Genomic DNA, 16,760 nt, shown 5'->3' with positions numbered 1-16,760 from the left:
AGGGGTTTTGTCTTTTCCGGCATCGCACACCTCGCCGCTGTGGTAGCGAGCGTGCCCGGCGATACCATCCCTTCCAGTAAATCGATGGCAAAAAAAACACCTCGTAGGGGCCCCGTAGGGTGGTCTTGGACATCTGTATGCTTGCGCAACAGCTTGTGGTGCTACGCCGCAAGACACCCCTCATGCGCCAGCCATAGCGCTGTAACGCTCCTGGAGCTTCTCCCGCGGGGTCTGGCTACCTTGCGTAGCTTTCTCTGACAGCGCTCTTCCAGCGTTCAGCTGGAGGGTTCTAGGCACTGCTTAAAATCGATTTCATCCATCGTGGCCCACGGCATTACGCCGGGTCGGCTTGTCACCATCTGCGATGGTTTGTTTACCACAAGGTTGGGGGTCATCGGCTTGCGAGGAGGGGGGCAAACCCCAGAGACTAAAAAGCCCGCAGTTAGCGGGCTTTAGAGATGTTACCTAGACGCTGGTAGTCGTCTATGTACTGCAGATGGTGCCCCGAGGGAGACTCGAACTCCCACTCCTTTCGAAAACGGATTTTGAATCCGCCGCGTCTACCAATTCCGCCATCAGGGCTTGTGGCGGCGAAGTATAGAGAGGTCATTACCGTTGGTCAATCAGCTTTCATGGTTAATTTTTGTCTTTTCGGCTAAACTTTGCGGCCCTGCCAAACCGAACACCATCATGCGCGTTGCTGATTTTTCTTTTGAGCTTCCTGATTCCCTGATTGCTCGCCATCCCTTGGCGCAGCGCCACAGTAGCCGACTGTTGACCCTGGATGGTCCGAGCGGGGCTCTGGCTCATCGCCAGTTCACCGATTTGCTCGAGCATCTGCGTCCGGGCGACCTGATGGTGTTCAACAATACCCGGGTAATTCCTGCGCGGCTATTTGGCCAGAAGGCCAGCGGCGGCAAGCTGGAGATTCTGATCGAGCGGGTGTTGGACAGTCATCGAGTGCTGGCCCACGTGCGTTCGAGCAAGTCGCCCAAGCCAGGCACACAGATTCTTGTCGATGGCGGTGGCGAGGCCGAGATGGTGGCTCGTCACGACACCTTGTTCGAGCTGCGATTTGCCGAAGAGGTGTTGCCGCTGCTCGATCGCGTCGGCCACATGCCGCTGCCTCCTTATATAGATCGTCCAGATGAGGGCGCTGACCGTGAGCGCTATCAGACGGTGTATGCCGAGCGCGCTGGTGCTGTTGCCGCGCCGACTGCAGGGCTGCACTTCGACGAAGAACTGATGGCCAAGATTGCTGCCAAGGGCGTGGAAACCGCCTTTGTCACTCTGCACGTCGGCGCGGGTACCTTCCAGCCTGTGCGTGTCGAGCGCATCGAAGACCACCACATGCATAAAGAGTGGCTGGAAGTGGGTCAGGACGTGGTCGACGCCGTGGCCGCTTGCCGTGCGCGTGGCGGTCGGGTAATTGCCGTGGGCACCACCAGCGTGCGTTCGCTGGAAAGTGCTGCCCGCGACGGCGTGCTCAAGCCGTTCAGTGGTGACACCGACATCTTCATTTTCCCAGGCCGCCCCTTTCACGTAGTCGACGCCCTGGTTACCAACTTTCATTTGCCTGAATCCACGCTGTTGATGCTGGTTTCGGCATTCGCCGGCTACCCCGAGACCATGGCTGCCTATGCCGCGGCGGTTGAACACGGGTACCGCTTCTTCAGTTACGGTGATGCCATGTTCATCACCCGCAATCCGGCGCCGCGCGGCCCCGAGGATCAAGCATGAGTCGCACCTGTCGTATGTCCTTCGAATTGCTGGCCACCGACGGCAAGGCCCGTCGTGGCCGCCTGACGTTCCCCCGTGGTGTGGTCGAAACCCCGGCGTTCATGCCGGTAGGCACCTACGGTACGGTCAAGGGCATGTTGCCGCGTGATATCGAGGCCATCGGTGCGCAGATGATCCTGGGTAATACCTTTCACCTGTGGCTGCGACCAGGCACCGAGGTAATCAAGGCGCACGGCGACCTGCACGACTTCATGAAGTGGCAAGGTCCGATTCTCACTGACTCCGGTGGCTTCCAGGTGTTCAGCCTGGGTGCGATGCGCAAGATCAAGGAGGAGGGCGTCACCTTCGCCTCGCCAGTCGACGGTTCCAAAGTGTTCATGGGGCCGGAAGAGTCGATGCAGGTTCAGCGTGACCTGGGCTCTGACGTGGTAATGATCTTCGACGAGTGCACCCCGTATCCGGCCGATGAAGATGTCGCGCGCATTTCCATGGAGTTGTCGCTGCGCTGGGCCCAGCGTTCGAAGAATGCGCATGGTGACAACACTGCAGCGCTATTCGGCATCGTCCAGGGTGGCATGCACCATGACCTGCGCATGCGCTCGCTCGAAGGCCTGGACAAGATCGGCTTCGATGGCCTTGCCATTGGCGGTCTGTCGGTAGGTGAGCCCAAGCACGAGATGATCAAGGTGCTGGATTACCTGCCAGGCCAGATGCCGGCTGACAAACCTCGTTACCTTATGGGGGTAGGCAAGCCGGAAGATCTCGTTGAGGGTGTGCGCCGCGGCGTCGACATGTTCGATTGCGTGATGCCTACGCGTAACGCGCGTAACGGTCATCTGTTTATCGATACCGGCGTACTAAAAATCCGTAACGCGTTCCATCGTCATGATGATTCGCCTCTGGATCCGACCTGTGACTGCTACACCTGCCAGAACTTCTCCCGTGCTTATCTGCATCACTTGGATAAGTGCGGCGAAATGTTGGGCAGCATGTTGAATACGATCCACAACTTGCGCCATTACCAGCGCTTGATGGCTGGTTTACGCGAGGCTATTCAACAAGGTACATTGGCCGCCTTTGTCGATGCCTTTTACGCTAAGCGCGGGCTTCCTGTGCCGCCCTTGGACTGATGTTTTGTCGATCCCTAACAAGTACTGATTGCAACTGGAGTGCTAAATGAGCTTTCTGATCCCCGCCGCTTACGCGGACGCCGCAGCCCCTGCCGCCGGTCCAGCCGGAACCGGTTTCGAGTGGATTTTCCTGGTCGGTTTCCTGGTTATCTTCTACCTGATGATCTGGCGCCCACAGGCCAAACGTGCCAAAGAGCAGAAAAACCTGCTGAGCAACCTGCAAAAAGGTGATGAGGTTGTCACCAACGGTGGTATCGCTGGCAAGATCGTCAAAGTTGCCGATGACTTCGTTGTACTGGAAGTTTCCGACAACGTTGAACTGAAGTTCCAGAAGGGCGCCGTTGCCGCGACCCTGCCAAAAGGTACGCTCAAAGCGATCTAAGTTTCAGTTTTTTTCCAATCGACGGGGCGCGCAAGGCGCCCCGCGTCTTGAACGGGCGGCGTGATGCTGAACAAATACCCTCTGTGGAAATACGTACTGATCCTGGTGGTACTGGCGATCGGTTTTATTTATTCCGCTCCCAACCTCTATCCTGATGATCCGGCCGTACAGGTCAGTGGTGCCAGCACGGCGTTGCAGGTCACTCAGGCGGATCTGGATCGCGCGAGCAAAGCGCTCGTCGATGCCGGTATCCAGGTCAAGGCCGCAAGCCTGGGCGAGAAAGGCAAGGGCGCACTGTTGCGTCTGACCAAGCAGGAAGATCAACTTCCAGCCAAGGATGTAGTGCGCAAGGCACTGGGCGACGACTATGTTGTAGCTCTGAACCTGGCTCCGACCACCCCGCAATGGCTGCGTAATCTGGGTGCGAGCCCGATGAAGCTGGGTCTGGACCTTTCTGGTGGTGTGCACTTCCTGCTTGAAGTGGACATGGACAAGGCCATGTCGGCCCGCCTGAAAGTCTACGAAGGTGAAGTCAAAAGTCTGCTGCGCAAAGAGCGCGTGCGCTATCGCAGCCTGCCGCAACTTGATGGCGGTATTCAGCTGGGCTTCTCCGATGATGCGTCCCGCGAGCAGGCCCGTAGCCTGATCCGCAAGAATTTCAATGATTTCGAGTTGACCACCACCGAGCGTAATGGCCTGTCGGTGCTGCGTCTGGCGATTACCCCGGCCAAGGTCGCGGAAATCCGTGAATACTCGATCAAGCAGAACTTGACCACGGTACGTAACCGCGTCAACGAGCTTGGCGTTGCCGAGCCGCTGGTGCAGCGCCAGGGTGCGAACCGCATCGTGGTTGAGCTGCCAGGCGTGCAGGATACTGCCGAAGCCAAGCGTATTCTGGGCAAGACCGCCAACCTCGAGTTCCGTCTGGGTGCCGAGCCAGGGGCTTCGAAAGCGACCACCGAAACCTTCGAGTTCCGTGAAGGTGGTCGTTCTGCAGCGGTCGAGCGTGGCCTGATCATCACGGGTGACCAGGTGACCGATGCTCAAGCCAGCTTCGATGAGCAGGGTCGTCCACAGGTGAACATCCGCCTGGATGGTCATGGTGGTGAGCTGATGAGCCGCGCAACCCGCAGCAACGTCGGTCGCAGCATGGCGGTGATCTTCATCGAGCAGCGTCCTACCACGCGCTACGTGAAGCAGATGGTTGATGGTGTTGAAAAAGACGTTCCTGTCCAGACCTTCACCGAAGAGAAGAAAATCATCAGCCTGGCAACCATTCAGTCGCCACTGGGTAGCCAATTCCGCATCACCGGCCTCAATGGCCAGGGTGAGTCGTCGGAACTGGCTTTGCTGCTGCGTGCGGGTGGCCTGGCTGCTCCGATGTACTTCGCTGAAGAGCGCACCATTGGCCCAAGCCTGGGTGCCGACAACATCACTAAAGGTATCGATGCATCCTTGTGGGGCATGTTGTTCGTGTCGCTGTTCATCATGGCTATCTACCGCTTCTTCGGTCTGATCGCCACCATCGCCCTGGCCGGTAACATGGTCATGCTGTTGGCACTGATGTCTCTGCTGGGCGCAACCCTGACCTTGCCAGGTATCGCCGGTATCGTTCTGACCATGGGTATGGCGGTCGACGCCAACGTACTGATCTTCTCGCGTATTCGAGAGGAACTTGCCAATGGCATGTCGGTGCAGCGCGCCATCCACGAAGGCTTCAACCGTGCCTATACAGCGATTGTCGACGCCAACCTGACCACTTTGCTGGTCGGCGGTATCCTCTTCGCCATGGGTACCGGTCCGGTCAAGGGCTTCGCGGTTACCATGTCCCTCGGGATTTTCACCTCGATGTTCACGGCCGTTATGGTTACCCGTGCAATGGTCAACCTGACCTGCGGTGGGCGTGATATCAAGAAGCTGTGGGTTTAAGGGGCTGCCATGTTACGTACCATTAACTTCATGGGTGTGCGCAACGTTGCGTTCGGCATCACCCTGCTTCTTACGGTTCTGGCGCTGTTCAGCTGGTTCTATAAAGGTCTCAACTTCGGTTTGGACTTCACCGGCGGTACGCTCATCGAGCTGACCTACGAGCGTCCAGCCAACCTCGGCGAGGTTCGCGAAGAACTCGGCAAGGTTGGCTTCCACGACGCTGTGGTGCAGAGCTTCGGTGCCACCACGGACCTGCTTGTGCGTATGCCAGGTGATGATCCGCTGTTGGGTAACCGTGTCGCCGAGGCACTGAAGAAGGTCAATACCGACAACCCCGCCGTGGTCAAGCGCGTCGAGTTCGTGGGCCCGCAAGTGGGTGAGGAGCTGCGCGACCAGGGTGGCCTGGGTATGCTTCTGGCCCTTGGTGGCATCATGATCTACCTGGCATTCCGCTTTCAGTGGAAATTTGCCTTGGGCGCGATTCTGTCGCTGATCCACGACGTGGTGGTGACGATGGGGATTCTGTCGTTCTTCCAGATCACCTTTGACCTGACAGTGTTGGCAGCGGTACTGGCGATCATCGGTTACTCGCTCAACGACACCATCGTTGTATTCGACCGGGTGCGCGAGAACTTCCGTGTACTGCGCAAGACTTCGCTGATCGACAACATCAACATTTCGACCACTCAGACCCTGTTGCGTACGGTCGCAACGTCGATCTCGACCTTGTTGGCTATCGCCGCGCTGCTGTTCTTCGGCGGCGACAATCTGTGGGGTTTCTCGCTGGCACTGTTCATTGGTGTAATGGCGGGTACCTACTCGTCGATCTATATCGCCAACGTCGTGCTGATCTGGCTGAACCTGAGCAGTGAAGACCTGATTCCTGCCGTCAAGGCTGAGGGTGTAGACGACCGTCCATAACGACGTCTCCTACACTGTTCGTCTTAGAAGAAGGCGCGAGTATTGAACTCGCGCCTTTTTTTATGCTCCAAGGCAAGGAGAAAGCGGGCAATGTCCCGTAGGTACGATCAGGAGGTTCACGTGAACAAGTCAATGTTGGTGGGTGCGGTTCTGGGTGCGGTCGGTGTGACTGCCGGAGGTGCTGTAGCCACCTACAGCCTGGTCAAGGGTGGGCCGGAATATGCCGAGGTGTTGGCAGTGCAGCCGGTCAAGCAGACCGTCAAGACTCCGCGAGAGGTGTGCAAGGACGTCACCGTTACACGTCAGGCGCCGGTGAAGGATCAGCATCAGATTGCTGGCACCGTGCTGGGTGCTGTAGCGGGTGGTCTGCTGGGTAACCAGGTTGGCGGTGGTACCGGTAAGAAGATTGCGACGGTAGCAGGTGCTGTTGGTGGCGGTTATGCCGGTAACAAGGTGCAGGAAGGTATGCAGGAGCGTGATACCTACACCACTACGCAAACTCGCTGCAATACGGTCAATGACTTGAGCGAGAAAGTGGTTGGTTATGACGTGAAGTATTCGATTGGAGACAAGGTTGGCAAGGTGCGTATGGACCGTGACCCTGGCTCGCAAATCCCGTTGGATAAAGAAGGCAAGCTGATGTTGAGTGAAGCCCAGCCGGGTCAATAATCACTCGCTGCCAAGGTAAGGGGTGTGGATAAGTCCTCGCCCAAAAAAAAGCCCCGAATAACGGGGCTTTTTTTTGGAGCTTGTCTTAGCGCTTGATCGAGGCCGGCAGATGCGGCTGGATAGCGGTCAGAACTGCCTTGAAGCACTTGATGTTGCCAGCAACGATGTGGCCTTTCTCGAGGAAGTCGTGACCACCGGTGAAGTCGCTCACCAGGCCGCCAGCTTCCTGGATCAGCAGCGCGCCTGCAGCCATGTCGTATTCCGACAGGCCCGACTCCCAGAAGGCATCGAAGCGACCTGCGGCCACGTAGGCGAGGTCGAGGCTTGCGGCGCCAGCGCGGCGGATGCCGGCGGTCTGGCCGACCAGGGCGCGGAACATGCCCAGGTAGTTATCCAGGTCAGCCATTTGGTTGTCGCGGAACGGGAAGCCGGTACCCAGCAGGGCGCCTTCCAGGCTGGTGCGAGAGCTTACACGCAGGCGACGGCCGTTGAGTTGCGCGCCGCGGCCACGGCTGGCGGTGAACTCTTCCTGGCGGACAGGATCCAGTACAACGGCGTGCTCGAGGCGGCCGCGGTATTTGCAGGCGATGCTGACAGCAAAGTGCGGAACGCCACGCAGGAAGTTGGTAGTACCGTCCAGTGGGTCGATGATCCACAGGTAGTCCTTGCCTTCTTCGCCGCTACCAGCGTGCAGGCCGGTTTCTTCACCGTAGATGGAGTGGTTCGGGTATGCCTTGCGCAGGGCATTGATGATGCTCTGCTCAGCCGCGCGATCGACTTCCGAGACGTAATCCTTGGCGTCTTTTTCATCAACCTTGATGGTATCCAGGCGCTCGATGGAGCGGAAAATCAATTCACTGGCGCTGCGGGCGGCGCGCAGCGCGATATTCAGCATGGGCTGCATGGACGTTTCACCTGGGTCGTTAAAGAAAGCCGAACATTCTAACAGAAAACTCTGCGCACAGAAGAGCGACATTTGCTTTCGTAGCGTAAAGTCGGTGCGTTCTGTAAGATTTGCTCCTTCTTTTCCGTGTCTGTGAGCGCTCGCCTTGCTGCAAAATATTCGTGTTGTTCTGGTCAATACCAGCCACCCCGGCAATATCGGCGGCGCTGCGCGTGCCATGAAAAACATGGGCTTGTCGCGTCTGGTGCTGGTCGATCCACAGGATTTCCCTTCCCATGAGGCCGATGCCCGTGCGTCGGGTGCCGATGATGTACTCGGCGGTGCCCAAGTGGTTGCCACCCTTGAGCAAGCGTTGGTCGGTTGCAACCTGGTGTTTGGCACCAGTGCGCGAGAGCGACGCATTCCCTGGCCGTTGGTCGATCCGCGCGAATGCGGGGCCAAGGTCATCGAACATGCTGGCGAGGGTGAGGAGATCGCCCTGGTGTTTGGTCGTGAATATGCCGGTCTGACCAATGAAGAGCTGCAGCGCTGCCATTTCCATGTGCACATTCCCTCCAATCCCGACTTCAGTTCGCTGAATCTGGCGGCGGCAGTGCAAGTGCTGGCCTATGAGGTGCGCATGGCCTGGCTCGCCGCTGAAGGCCAGCCATCGAAAGTCGAAAAATTCGAAGTGACTTCGGTGCGCAGCAGTGAATTGGCGACCATGGATGAAATGGAGCTGTTCTACGAGCACCTGGAAAAGACCCTGGTCGATATCGGTTTCCTGGATCCAGAGAAGCCCAAGCACCTGATGCCGCGGTTGCGTCGGCTGTATGGGCGTAGCTCAGTCAATCGTTCAGAAATGAGTATTTTGCGCGGCATTCTTACGGAGACCCAGAAAGTGGCCCGTGGCGAGCCGCATAAGCGCAAGGATCAGTAAATGTTCGAGCGTCTGCGTGAGGATATCCAGAGCGTCTTCCACCGCGATCCGGCGGCGCGCAATGCCTTTGAAGTGCTGACCTGCTACCCGGGTATGCATGCGATCTGGCTGCATCGGGCGGCGCATGCGCTATGGAAGCGTGACTGGAAGTGGCTGGCACGGCTGGTGTCGAATTTCGGCCGCTGGATGACCGGTATCGAGATTCACCCGGGTGCCAAAGTCGGTCGGCGCTTCTTCATAGATCACGGTATGGGCATCGTGATCGGTGAAACGGCCGAGATCGGTGACGACGTCACTCTGTACCAGGGCGTGACCCTTGGCGGCACCAGTTGGAACAAAGGTAAGCGCCACCCGACGTTGGAAGATGGTGTTGTAGTGGGGGCAGGCGCCAAGGTGCTGGGTCCGTTTACCGTGGGCGCTGGGGCCAAGATCGGTTCCAACGCCGTGGTTACCAAGGCGGTACCGGCAGGTGCTACAGCCGTCGGTATTCCGGGACGAATCATCGTCAAGACCGACGCTGAGGTCGAAGCCAAGCGCAAGGCAATGGCCGAAAAGATCGGTTTCGATGCCTACGGCGTCAGCGAAGACATGCCCGACCCGGTCGCGCGCGCCATTGGTCAGCTTCTCGATCATCTGCAGGCAGTGGACGGCAAGCTGGAAGACATGTGCGGCGCGTTGAAAAATCTTGGCAGTGACTACTGCGCCAAGGACTTGCCGGTATTGCGCGAAGAAGATTTTGCCCAGATCAAGGACGAAGCCCGCAGCGACGCGTCGGCTCATTGATAGAAGGGGCGTGCGCACGCGCCCCTTAGTTTGCTATCATTCGGCCGCCCTCTTGCGGCAAACCCGACTAAAGCACTAGGTCTTATAGTTGACTTAAATGCTCGGGAATTGCATACTCGCTCCCATCCCGTAACCCCGTGGTACCTACTAGCCATGCGACTGACTACAAAAGGCCGATACGCCGTGACCGCCATGCTCGACCTGGCGTTGCACGCGCAGCATGGGCCGGTGTCTCTGGCCGACATTTCCGAGCGCCAAGGCATCTCCTTATCTTATCTGGAGCAGCTGTTTGCAAAGCTGCGCCGCAGCAGTCTGGTTTCCAGTGTGCGCGGCCCTGGCGGCGGCTACCAACTGTCGCGAAGCATGGAGAGCATTCAGGTTGTCCAGGTCATCGACGCGGTCAATGAATCGGTCGATGCAACACGCTGTCAAGGCCTGGGCGATTGTCACGCCGGTGATACCTGCCTGACCCATCATCTGTGGTGTGACCTGAGCCAGCAGATTCACGAGTTTCTCAGCGGCATTAGCCTGGCTGACCTTGTTACTCGCCGTGAGGTACAAGAAGTCGCCCAGCGCCAGGACCTGCGTCGTATTGCAGGCCGGGCACCGCAGCTGGACAAGATTGAGACGTCAGCCGTCGAATGACCGTTTCGACGCGCGGCGCGACCGCCTGATAGGAGATATTCAATGAAGTTGCCGATCTACCTCGATTACTCCGCGACCACACCGGTCGACCCACGCGTTGCTCAGAAGATGAGCGATTGCCTGCTGGTCGATGGAAACTTCGGTAACCCGGCGTCGCGTTCGCACGTATTTGGCTGGAAAGCCGAAGAAGCGGTCGAGAATGCTCGTCGCCAGGTCGCTGACCTGGTTAATGCCGATCCGCGGGAAATTGTCTGGACCAGCGGTGCTACCGAGTCCGACAACCTGGCAATCAAGGGCGTTGCGCACTTCTACAACACCAAGGGCAAGCACATCATCACCTCCAAAATCGAGCACAAGGCTGTCCTGGACAGCACTCGTCAACTGGAGCGTGAAGGCTTTGACGTCACCTACATCGAGCCAGGCGCCGATGGCCTGATTACCCCGGCCATGGTCGAAGCTGCCCTGCGTGACGACACTATCCTGGTGTCGATCATGCATGTGAACAATGAAATCGGCACCATCAACGACATCGCTGCCATTGGCGAACTGACCCGCGCACGTGGCGTCATGTTCCACGTCGATGCTGCCCAGTCCACTGGCAAGGTCGAGATCGACCTGCAGAAGCTGAAAGTCGACCTGATGTCGTTCTCGGCACACAAGACCTACGGTCCAAAAGGTATCGGCGCGCTGTACGTCAGCCGCAAGCCTCGCGTACGCCTGGAAGCCACCATGCACGGCGGCGGTCACGAGCGCGGCATGCGTTCGGGCACCCTGGCTACCCACCAGATCGTTGGCATGGGCGAAGCGTTCGCCATCGCCAAAGAGCAGATGGCCAGCGAGAACGCGCGTATCAAGGCGTTGAGCGATCGTTTCTACAAGCAGGTTGAAGGTCTGGAAGAGCTGTACATCAACGGCAGCATGACTGCGCGTATTCCGCACAACCTGAACCTGAGCTTCAACTACGTCGAAGGCGAGTCGCTGATCATGGCCCTCAAGGACCTGGCAGTGTCTTCGGGTTCGGCCTGTACATCGGCATCGCTTGAGCCGTCCTACGTTCTGCGTGCCCTGGGCCGCAACGACGAGCTGGCTCACAGCTCCATCCGCTTCACCTTCGGTCGTTTTACCACCGAAGAAGAAATCGACTACGCCGCGCAGAAGGTGTGCGAGGCCGTAACCAAGCTGCGCGAACTGTCGCCGCTGTGGGATATGTACAAAGACGGCGTCGACATCTCCAAGATTGAGTGGGCTGCGCACTAAGTAGTCGCCGGCAAGAGCGGCTCTCTGATGAGGAAGGAATTGCACCATGGCATACAGTGAAAAGGTCATCGACCACTACGAAAACCCACGTAACGTCGGCAAGATGAATGCCGAAGATCCGGATGTCGGCACCGGCATGGTCGGCGCCCCGGCGTGTGGTGATGTGATGCGTCTGCAAATCAAGGTTAACGAGCAGGGCGTCATTGAAGATGCCAAGTTCAAGACCTATGGCTGTGGTTCGGCCATCGCCTCCAGCTCCCTGGCCACCGAGTGGATGAAGGGTAAGACGCTGGACGAAGCCGAAACCATCAAGAACACCCAGCTGGCCGAAGAACTGGCGTTGCCGCCAGTGAAAATCCACTGCTCGGTACTCGCTGAGGACGCCATCAAGGCAGCCGTACGCGATTACAAGCAGAAGAAAGGTTTGCTCTAAGTTCGCCTGTTGCAGGTAAGGAGTCTCGATGGCTATCAGCATGACAGAAGCCGCCGCCAACCACGTGCGGCGCTCTCTTGACGGACGCGGCAAAGGTGTTGGTATTCGCCTTGGCGTGCGTACCACCGGCTGCTCGGGTCTGGCCTATGTGCTGGAATTCGTCGATCAGCCAGACGACGAGGATCAAGTGTTCGAGAGTCACGGCGAAAAGGTCATTATCGACCCGAAAAGCCTGTCCTATCTCGACGGCACCGAACTGGATTTCGTCAAGGAAGGGTTGAACGAAGGCTTCAAGTTCAACAACCCCAACGTGCGCGGTGAGTGTGGCTGCGGCGAAAGCTTCAACGTTTGAGGCTGCGCGTGGGTACTCCTTGTCATTTCGCCCTGTTTGACCTGCAACCTGGCTTCCGCCTGGACCTCGACAAGTTGGCCGTTCGTTATCGCGAACTGGCCCGCGAGGTTCATCCGGATCGCTTCGCCGATGCCTCCGAACGTGAACAGCGTGTTGCGCTGGAGCGTTCGGCTGCGCTGAACGAGGCTTACCAGACGCTAAAGAGCGCGCCCCGGCGTGCCCGCTACCTGTTGGCTATCAGCGGCGCCGAAGTGCCGCAGGAAGTCACTGTCCACGATCCCGAGTTTCTGTTTCAGCAAATGCAATTGCGTGAAGAACTCGAAGATCTTCAGGATAGTGCCGACCTTGATGGCGTCGCTGCTTTCAAGCGCCGCTTGAAAGTCGCCCAGGAAGCGCTCAACGAGGACTTCGCTGCCTGCTGGAATGATCCTGCGCAGCGCGAACAGGCCGAGCGCCTGATGCGCCGCATGCAGTTTCTGGAAAAGCTCGCCTATGAAGTGCGCCAGTTGGAAGAGCGCCTCGACGATTAACCCGGCGCTGCCTTTGGCGGCGCCCCTGGTATTCAGATAAGCATGGCCCTACTGCAGATCGCCGAACCCGGTCAGAGCCCTCAACCGCACCAGCGTCGCCTGGCGGTGGGTATTGACCTTGGTACCACCAACTCCCTGGTTGCCGCCCTGCGCAGCGGCCGTAGCGAGCCCTTGCCCGACGCCCAAGGCCAGGTCATCCTGCCTTCGGCGGTGCGTTACCACGCCGACCACATCGATGTCGGCCAGGTGGCGCGCGACGCTGCTGCTCGCGACCCGCTTAACACTGTATTGTCGGTCAAACGCCTGATGGGCCGTGGCCTGGCGGACGTGAAGCAACTGGGTGAGCAGCTTCCGTATCGGTTTGTCGGTGGTGAGTCGCACATGCCGTTCATCGACACCATTCAGGGCCCGAAAAGCCCGGTGGAAGTCTCAGCGGATATCCTCAAGGCGCTGCGTCAGCGGGCCGAAGAGACCCTCGGTGGAGAGTTGGTGGGGGCGGTCATCACTGTACCTGCCTATTTCGACGACGCTCAGCGTCAAGCCACCAAGGATGCTGCGCGTCTGGCTGGGCTGAACGTGTTGCGCCTGCTCAATGAGCCTACCGCGGCAGCCGTGGCGTACGGTCTGGACCAGAACGCCGAAGGCGTGGTGGCCATCTACGACCTGGGTGGTGGCACCTTCGATATTTCGATCCTGCGCCTGACGGGCGGCGTGTTCGAGGTATTGGCTACGGGTGGTGATACTGCCCTGGGTGGTGACGACTTCGACTACGCAATTGCCAATTGGATTGTCGAGCAGGCCGGCCTGTCTTCGAATCTCGATCCAGGCGCCCAGCGCGAATTGTTGCAAACCGCTTGTGCATCCAAGGAAGCCCTGACCACTGCCTATTCAGTGTCTGTGGCCTATGGCAACTGGCAGGCCGAGTTGACCCGCAGTGCCTTCGATACCCTGATCGAGCCAATGATCGCCCGTAGCCTCAAGGCCTGCCGTCGCGCCGTGCGCGACAGCGGTGTCGAGCTCGAAGACGTGGGCGCCGTTGTCATGGTAGGGGGATCGACCCGCGTTCCACGTGTGCGCGAGGCTGTAGGTACGCTGTTTGGTCGTACTCCGCTGACCGAGATCGACCCGGATCAGGTTGTGGCCATCGGTGCTGCAATCCAGGCTGACACCTTGGCTGGCAACCGTCGCGATGGCGGCGAGCTGCTTTTGCTTGACGTAATTCCGCTGTCCCTGGGGCTGGAAACCATGGGCGGACTGATGGAGAAGGTGATTCCGCGCAACACCACCATTCCAGTTGCCCGTGCCCAGGAGTTCACCACCTACAAGGATGGCCAGTCGGCCATGATGATTCACGTGCTGCAAGGCGAGCGTGAACTGATCAGCGACTGCCGTTCCCTGGCGCGCTTCGAATTGCGTGGTATTCCGGCCATGGTGGCGGGTGCTGCAAAAATTCGCGTGACGTTCCAGGTCGACGCCGATGGCCTGCTCAGCGTTTCCGCGCGTGAACTGGGTTCGGGTGTGGAGTCGAGCATTCAGGTCAAGCCGTCCTATGGCCTGACCGACGGCGAAATCGCCCGGATGCTCAAGGATTCCTTCGAGCATGCCGGTTTCGACAAAGTTGCCCGCCAGCTGCGCGAGCACCAGGTTGATGCCGAGCGCCTGCTCGAAGCGGTCCAGGGAGCCCTGGATGCTGATGGCGACCGCCTGCTTGACGCCGAAGAGCGTCTGGCTATCGAACAACAGATGCAAGACTTGCGTGATTTGATCAACGGCACCGATGGCGCTGCCATCGAGCAACAGACCAAACGTCTGTCGCAGGTGACCGATGCCTTTGCCGCCCGTCGCCTTGATTCGACGGTAAAAGCCGCGTTGGCCGGGCGCAACCTGAATGAGATCGAGGAATAACAGATGCCGCAGGTGATTTTTCTGCCCCATGAGAAGTTCTGCCCGGATGGCATGGTCGTAGAGGCCGAGACGGGCAAGTCCATTCTTGAAGTGGCACATGACAACCACATCGAGATCGAAAGCGCCTGCGGCGGCGTCTGCGCCTGCACCACCTGTCACTGCGTCATTCGCGAAGGTTTCAATTCGCTCAATGAAGCCGACGAGTTGGAAGAGGACTATCTGGACCGCGCTTGGGGCCTGGAGCCGACGTCGCGCCTGACGTGTCAGGCCAAGGTCGGCACCGAAGACGTGACCGTCGAGATTCCCAAGTACTCCCTCAACCACGCTGCTGAAGCGCCGCATTGATCTGGAGCTGACATGAGCCTGAAATGGGTTGATGTACTTGAAATTGCAATCCAGCTTGCCGAAAGCAAGCCGGAAGTCGATCCTCGTTATGTGAACTTCGTCGATCTGCACCAGTGGGTGCTGGCATTGCCGGAATTCAGTGACGATCCTAGCCGGGGTGGCGAGAAGGTTCTCGAAGCCATCCAGGCGGCCTGGATCGACGAAGCCGACTGAGCGCACTCGGCAGGTTAGGCAATCCCCCAGAACCCGCGTATAATTCGCGGGTTTAATTTTTCGCATCACTCAACGTTTCTGGAGTTTCACCATGGCTGTTCAACGTACTTTCTCCATCATCAAGCCTGACGCCGTTGCCAAGAACGTGATCGGCAAGATCACCACTCGCTTCGAAGAAGCCGGCCTGAAAATCGTTGCCTCGAAACTGAAGCAACTGTCCAAAGCCGAAGCAGAAGGCTTCTACGCCGAGCACAAAGAGCGCGGTTTCTTCGGTGACCTGGTTGCTTTCATGATCTCCGGTCCAGTTGTTGTTCAGGTTCTGGAAGGCGAAAACGCTATCGCTCTGAACCGTGAGCTGATGGGCGCTACCAACCCTAAAGAAGCTGCTGCCGGCACCATCCGTGCTGACTTCGCCGAGTCCATCGACGCCAACGCCGTTCACGGTTCGGACTCCGAAGCCGCTGCTGCTCGCGAAATCGCTTACTTCTTCGCAGCTACCGAGGTAACCACTCGCTAAGCGAAAGCTTACGGGTGAGGGTGAATCCATGACGACATCGACTGGTAAAACTAACCTGTTGGGGCTTACCCAACCGGAAATGGAAAAATTCTTCGACTCTATCGGGGAGAAGCGTTTCCGTGCCGGTCAGGTAATGAAATGGATTCACCACTTTGGTGTCGATGATTTCGACGCCATGACGAATGTCGGCAAGGCCCTGCGCGAAAAGCTCAAGGCTGTTGCCGAGATTCGCGGTCCGGAAGTGGTCAGCGAGGACATCTCCAGCGACGGCACCCGTAAATGGGTGGTGCGTGTGGCGTCCGGTAGCTGTGTCGAGACCGTGTACATTCCCCAGGGTAAACGTGGCACGCTGTGTGTCTCGTCTCAGGCCGGTTGTGCCCTGGACTGCAGCTTCTGCTCCACCGGCAAGCAAGGATTCAATAGCAACCTCACCGCCGCCGAAGTCATCGGTCAGGTGTGGATTGCCAACAAGTCGTTCGGCAGTGTTCCAGCCACCATCGACCGCGCCATTACCAACGTAGTGATGATGGGCATGGGTGAGCCGCTGCTCAACTTCGATAACGTCGTCGCTGCCATGCACCTGATGATGGACGACCTCGGCTATGGCATTTCCAAGCGCCGGGTGACGCTGTCCACCTCCGGCGTGGTTCCGATGATCGAAGAGCTGGCCAAGCACATCGACGTCTCCCTGGCCCTGTCGCTGCACGCGCCGAACGACGCGCTGCGCAACGAACTGGTGCCGATCAACAAGAAGTACCCACTCAAGGTCCTGCTCGAGGCGTGCATGAACTACATGTCGCAGTTGGGCGAAAAGCGCGTGCTGACCATTGAGTACACGCTGCTCAAAGACGTCAACGACAAGCTCGAACACGCCGTGGAAATGGCCGAGCTGCTCAAGAACGTTCCCTGCAAGATCAACCTGATTCCGTTCAACCCGTTCCCGCATTCCGGTTACGAGCGGCCGAGCAACAATGCCATTCGTCGCTTCCAGGATCACCTGCATCACGCCGGCTACAACGTAACCGTGCGTACCACCCGTGGTGAAGATATCGATGCAGCATGTGGTCAATTGGTAGGTCAAGTGATGGACCGCACCCGCCGTAGCGAGCGCTATATCGCCGTGCGTCAGCTGAATGCTGATGGTGATATGCAAGACAGCGCTGCTCGGAACTGAAGAGAGGAACTC

General features: G+C 58.4%; 19 protein-coding genes and 1 tRNA gene. 18 read left to right on the top strand and 2 right to left on the bottom strand.

The window, feature by feature from the left end; all coding sequences use genetic code 11:
* Positions 1-497: 497 nt before the first annotated feature.
* Positions 498-582, bottom strand: a tRNA-Leu gene (locus V0R60_RS26185).
* Positions 583-690: 108 nt separating this feature from the next.
* Here V0R60_RS26185 and queA point away from each other — a divergent pair.
* The 6 genes from queA (at position 691) to V0R60_RS26155 (ending at position 6,771) form a co-directional block, all read left to right on the top strand.
* Entirely contained in the window at positions 691-1,740 is a 1,050-nt protein-coding gene (gene queA, locus V0R60_RS26180) for a tRNA preQ1(34) S-adenosylmethionine ribosyltransferase-isomerase QueA (protein WP_330080927.1), read from the top strand.
* A gap of 14 nt (positions 1,741-1,754) precedes the next feature.
* On the top strand, positions 1,755-2,870 hold the full coding sequence (gene tgt, locus V0R60_RS26175; protein ID WP_168198526.1) for a tRNA guanosine(34) transglycosylase Tgt: 1,116 nt from the start codon (positions 1,755-1,757) through the stop codon (positions 2,868-2,870).
* A gap of 46 nt (positions 2,871-2,916) precedes the next feature.
* Positions 2,917-3,252 (top strand): preprotein translocase subunit YajC, encoded by a 336-nt coding sequence (gene yajC, locus V0R60_RS26170; RefSeq protein WP_010223473.1) that lies wholly within the window; start codon positions 2,917-2,919, stop codon positions 3,250-3,252.
* A gap of 63 nt (positions 3,253-3,315) precedes the next feature.
* Positions 3,316-5,181 (top strand): protein translocase subunit SecD, encoded by a 1,866-nt coding sequence (gene secD, locus V0R60_RS26165; RefSeq protein WP_330080928.1) that lies wholly within the window; start codon positions 3,316-3,318, stop codon positions 5,179-5,181.
* Between the two features lie 9 nt (positions 5,182-5,190).
* Positions 5,191-6,102: a protein translocase subunit SecF gene (gene secF / locus V0R60_RS26160; RefSeq protein WP_330080929.1), complete on the top strand. Its 912-nt coding sequence runs from the start codon at positions 5,191-5,193 to the stop codon at positions 6,100-6,102.
* Positions 6,103-6,222: 120 nt separating this feature from the next.
* On the top strand, positions 6,223-6,771 hold the full coding sequence (locus V0R60_RS26155) for a glycine zipper 2TM domain-containing protein (RefSeq protein ID WP_136478044.1): 549 nt from the start codon (positions 6,223-6,225) through the stop codon (positions 6,769-6,771).
* Positions 6,772-6,856: 85 nt separating this feature from the next.
* Here V0R60_RS26155 and suhB read toward each other — a convergent pair whose 3' ends face one another.
* Positions 6,857-7,675, bottom strand: coding sequence for a type III secretion system regulator SuhB (gene suhB / locus V0R60_RS26150; RefSeq protein WP_136478043.1), 819 nt, complete (start codon positions 7,673-7,675; stop codon positions 6,857-6,859).
* Positions 7,676-7,820: 145 nt separating this feature from the next.
* On the opposite strand from suhB, the gene trmJ reads away from it, so the two are divergent.
* The 12 genes from trmJ to rlmN all read left to right on the top strand — a co-directional run bounded on the left by trmJ (position 7,821) and on the right by rlmN (position 16,748).
* Entirely contained in the window at positions 7,821-8,594 is a 774-nt protein-coding gene (gene trmJ / locus V0R60_RS26145) for a tRNA (cytosine(32)/uridine(32)-2'-O)-methyltransferase TrmJ (RefSeq protein ID WP_136478042.1), read from the top strand.
* Complete coding sequence (gene cysE, locus V0R60_RS26140) at positions 8,595-9,377, top strand: serine O-acetyltransferase (protein ID WP_136478041.1); 783 nt, start codon at positions 8,595-8,597, stop codon at positions 9,375-9,377.
* Between the two features lie 153 nt (positions 9,378-9,530).
* Entirely contained in the window at positions 9,531-10,022 is a 492-nt protein-coding gene (gene iscR, locus V0R60_RS26135; RefSeq protein ID WP_136478040.1) for a Fe-S cluster assembly transcriptional regulator IscR, read from the top strand.
* Positions 10,023-10,064: 42 nt separating this feature from the next.
* Complete coding sequence (locus V0R60_RS26130; RefSeq protein ID WP_136478039.1) at positions 10,065-11,279, top strand: IscS subfamily cysteine desulfurase; 1,215 nt, start codon at positions 10,065-10,067, stop codon at positions 11,277-11,279.
* Between the two features lie 46 nt (positions 11,280-11,325).
* Positions 11,326-11,712 (top strand): Fe-S cluster assembly scaffold IscU, encoded by a 387-nt coding sequence (gene iscU, locus V0R60_RS26125; RefSeq protein WP_002552476.1) that lies wholly within the window; start codon positions 11,326-11,328, stop codon positions 11,710-11,712.
* A gap of 28 nt (positions 11,713-11,740) precedes the next feature.
* Positions 11,741-12,064 (top strand): iron-sulfur cluster assembly protein IscA, encoded by a 324-nt coding sequence (iscA, locus tag V0R60_RS26120; protein ID WP_136478038.1) that lies wholly within the window; start codon positions 11,741-11,743, stop codon positions 12,062-12,064.
* An 8-nt stretch (positions 12,065-12,072) separates the two neighbouring features.
* A complete protein-coding gene (hscB, locus tag V0R60_RS26115; protein ID WP_136478037.1) occupies positions 12,073-12,594 on the top strand; it encodes a co-chaperone HscB in 522 nt (173 codons plus the stop codon).
* A gap of 42 nt (positions 12,595-12,636) precedes the next feature.
* Positions 12,637-14,499, top strand: a complete 1,863-nt coding sequence (gene hscA, locus V0R60_RS26110; protein ID WP_330080930.1) for a Fe-S protein assembly chaperone HscA — start codon at positions 12,637-12,639, stop codon at positions 14,497-14,499.
* Positions 14,500-14,502: 3 nt separating this feature from the next.
* Positions 14,503-14,844 (top strand): ISC system 2Fe-2S type ferredoxin, encoded by a 342-nt coding sequence (fdx, locus tag V0R60_RS26105; protein WP_043864467.1) that lies wholly within the window; start codon positions 14,503-14,505, stop codon positions 14,842-14,844.
* A gap of 12 nt (positions 14,845-14,856) precedes the next feature.
* Complete coding sequence (gene iscX, locus V0R60_RS26100) at positions 14,857-15,057, top strand: Fe-S cluster assembly protein IscX (protein ID WP_136478035.1); 201 nt, start codon at positions 14,857-14,859, stop codon at positions 15,055-15,057.
* A 91-nt stretch (positions 15,058-15,148) separates the two neighbouring features.
* Positions 15,149-15,574, top strand: coding sequence for a nucleoside-diphosphate kinase (gene ndk / locus V0R60_RS26095; RefSeq protein WP_136478034.1), 426 nt, complete (start codon positions 15,149-15,151; stop codon positions 15,572-15,574).
* A gap of 28 nt (positions 15,575-15,602) precedes the next feature.
* Positions 15,603-16,748, top strand: coding sequence for a 23S rRNA (adenine(2503)-C(2))-methyltransferase RlmN (rlmN, locus tag V0R60_RS26090; RefSeq protein ID WP_136478033.1), 1,146 nt, complete (start codon positions 15,603-15,605; stop codon positions 16,746-16,748).
* The last annotated feature ends 12 nt before the right edge of the window (positions 16,749-16,760 follow it).

It is taken from the genome of Pseudomonas auratipiscis (genome assembly GCF_036324085.1).
GTDB classification, from domain to species: Bacteria; Pseudomonadota; Gammaproteobacteria; order Pseudomonadales; family Pseudomonadaceae; genus Aquipseudomonas; species Aquipseudomonas auratipiscis.
Note: the sequence above shows the minus strand (reverse complement) of the source record. Positions and strands in the feature narration are given on the sequence as shown.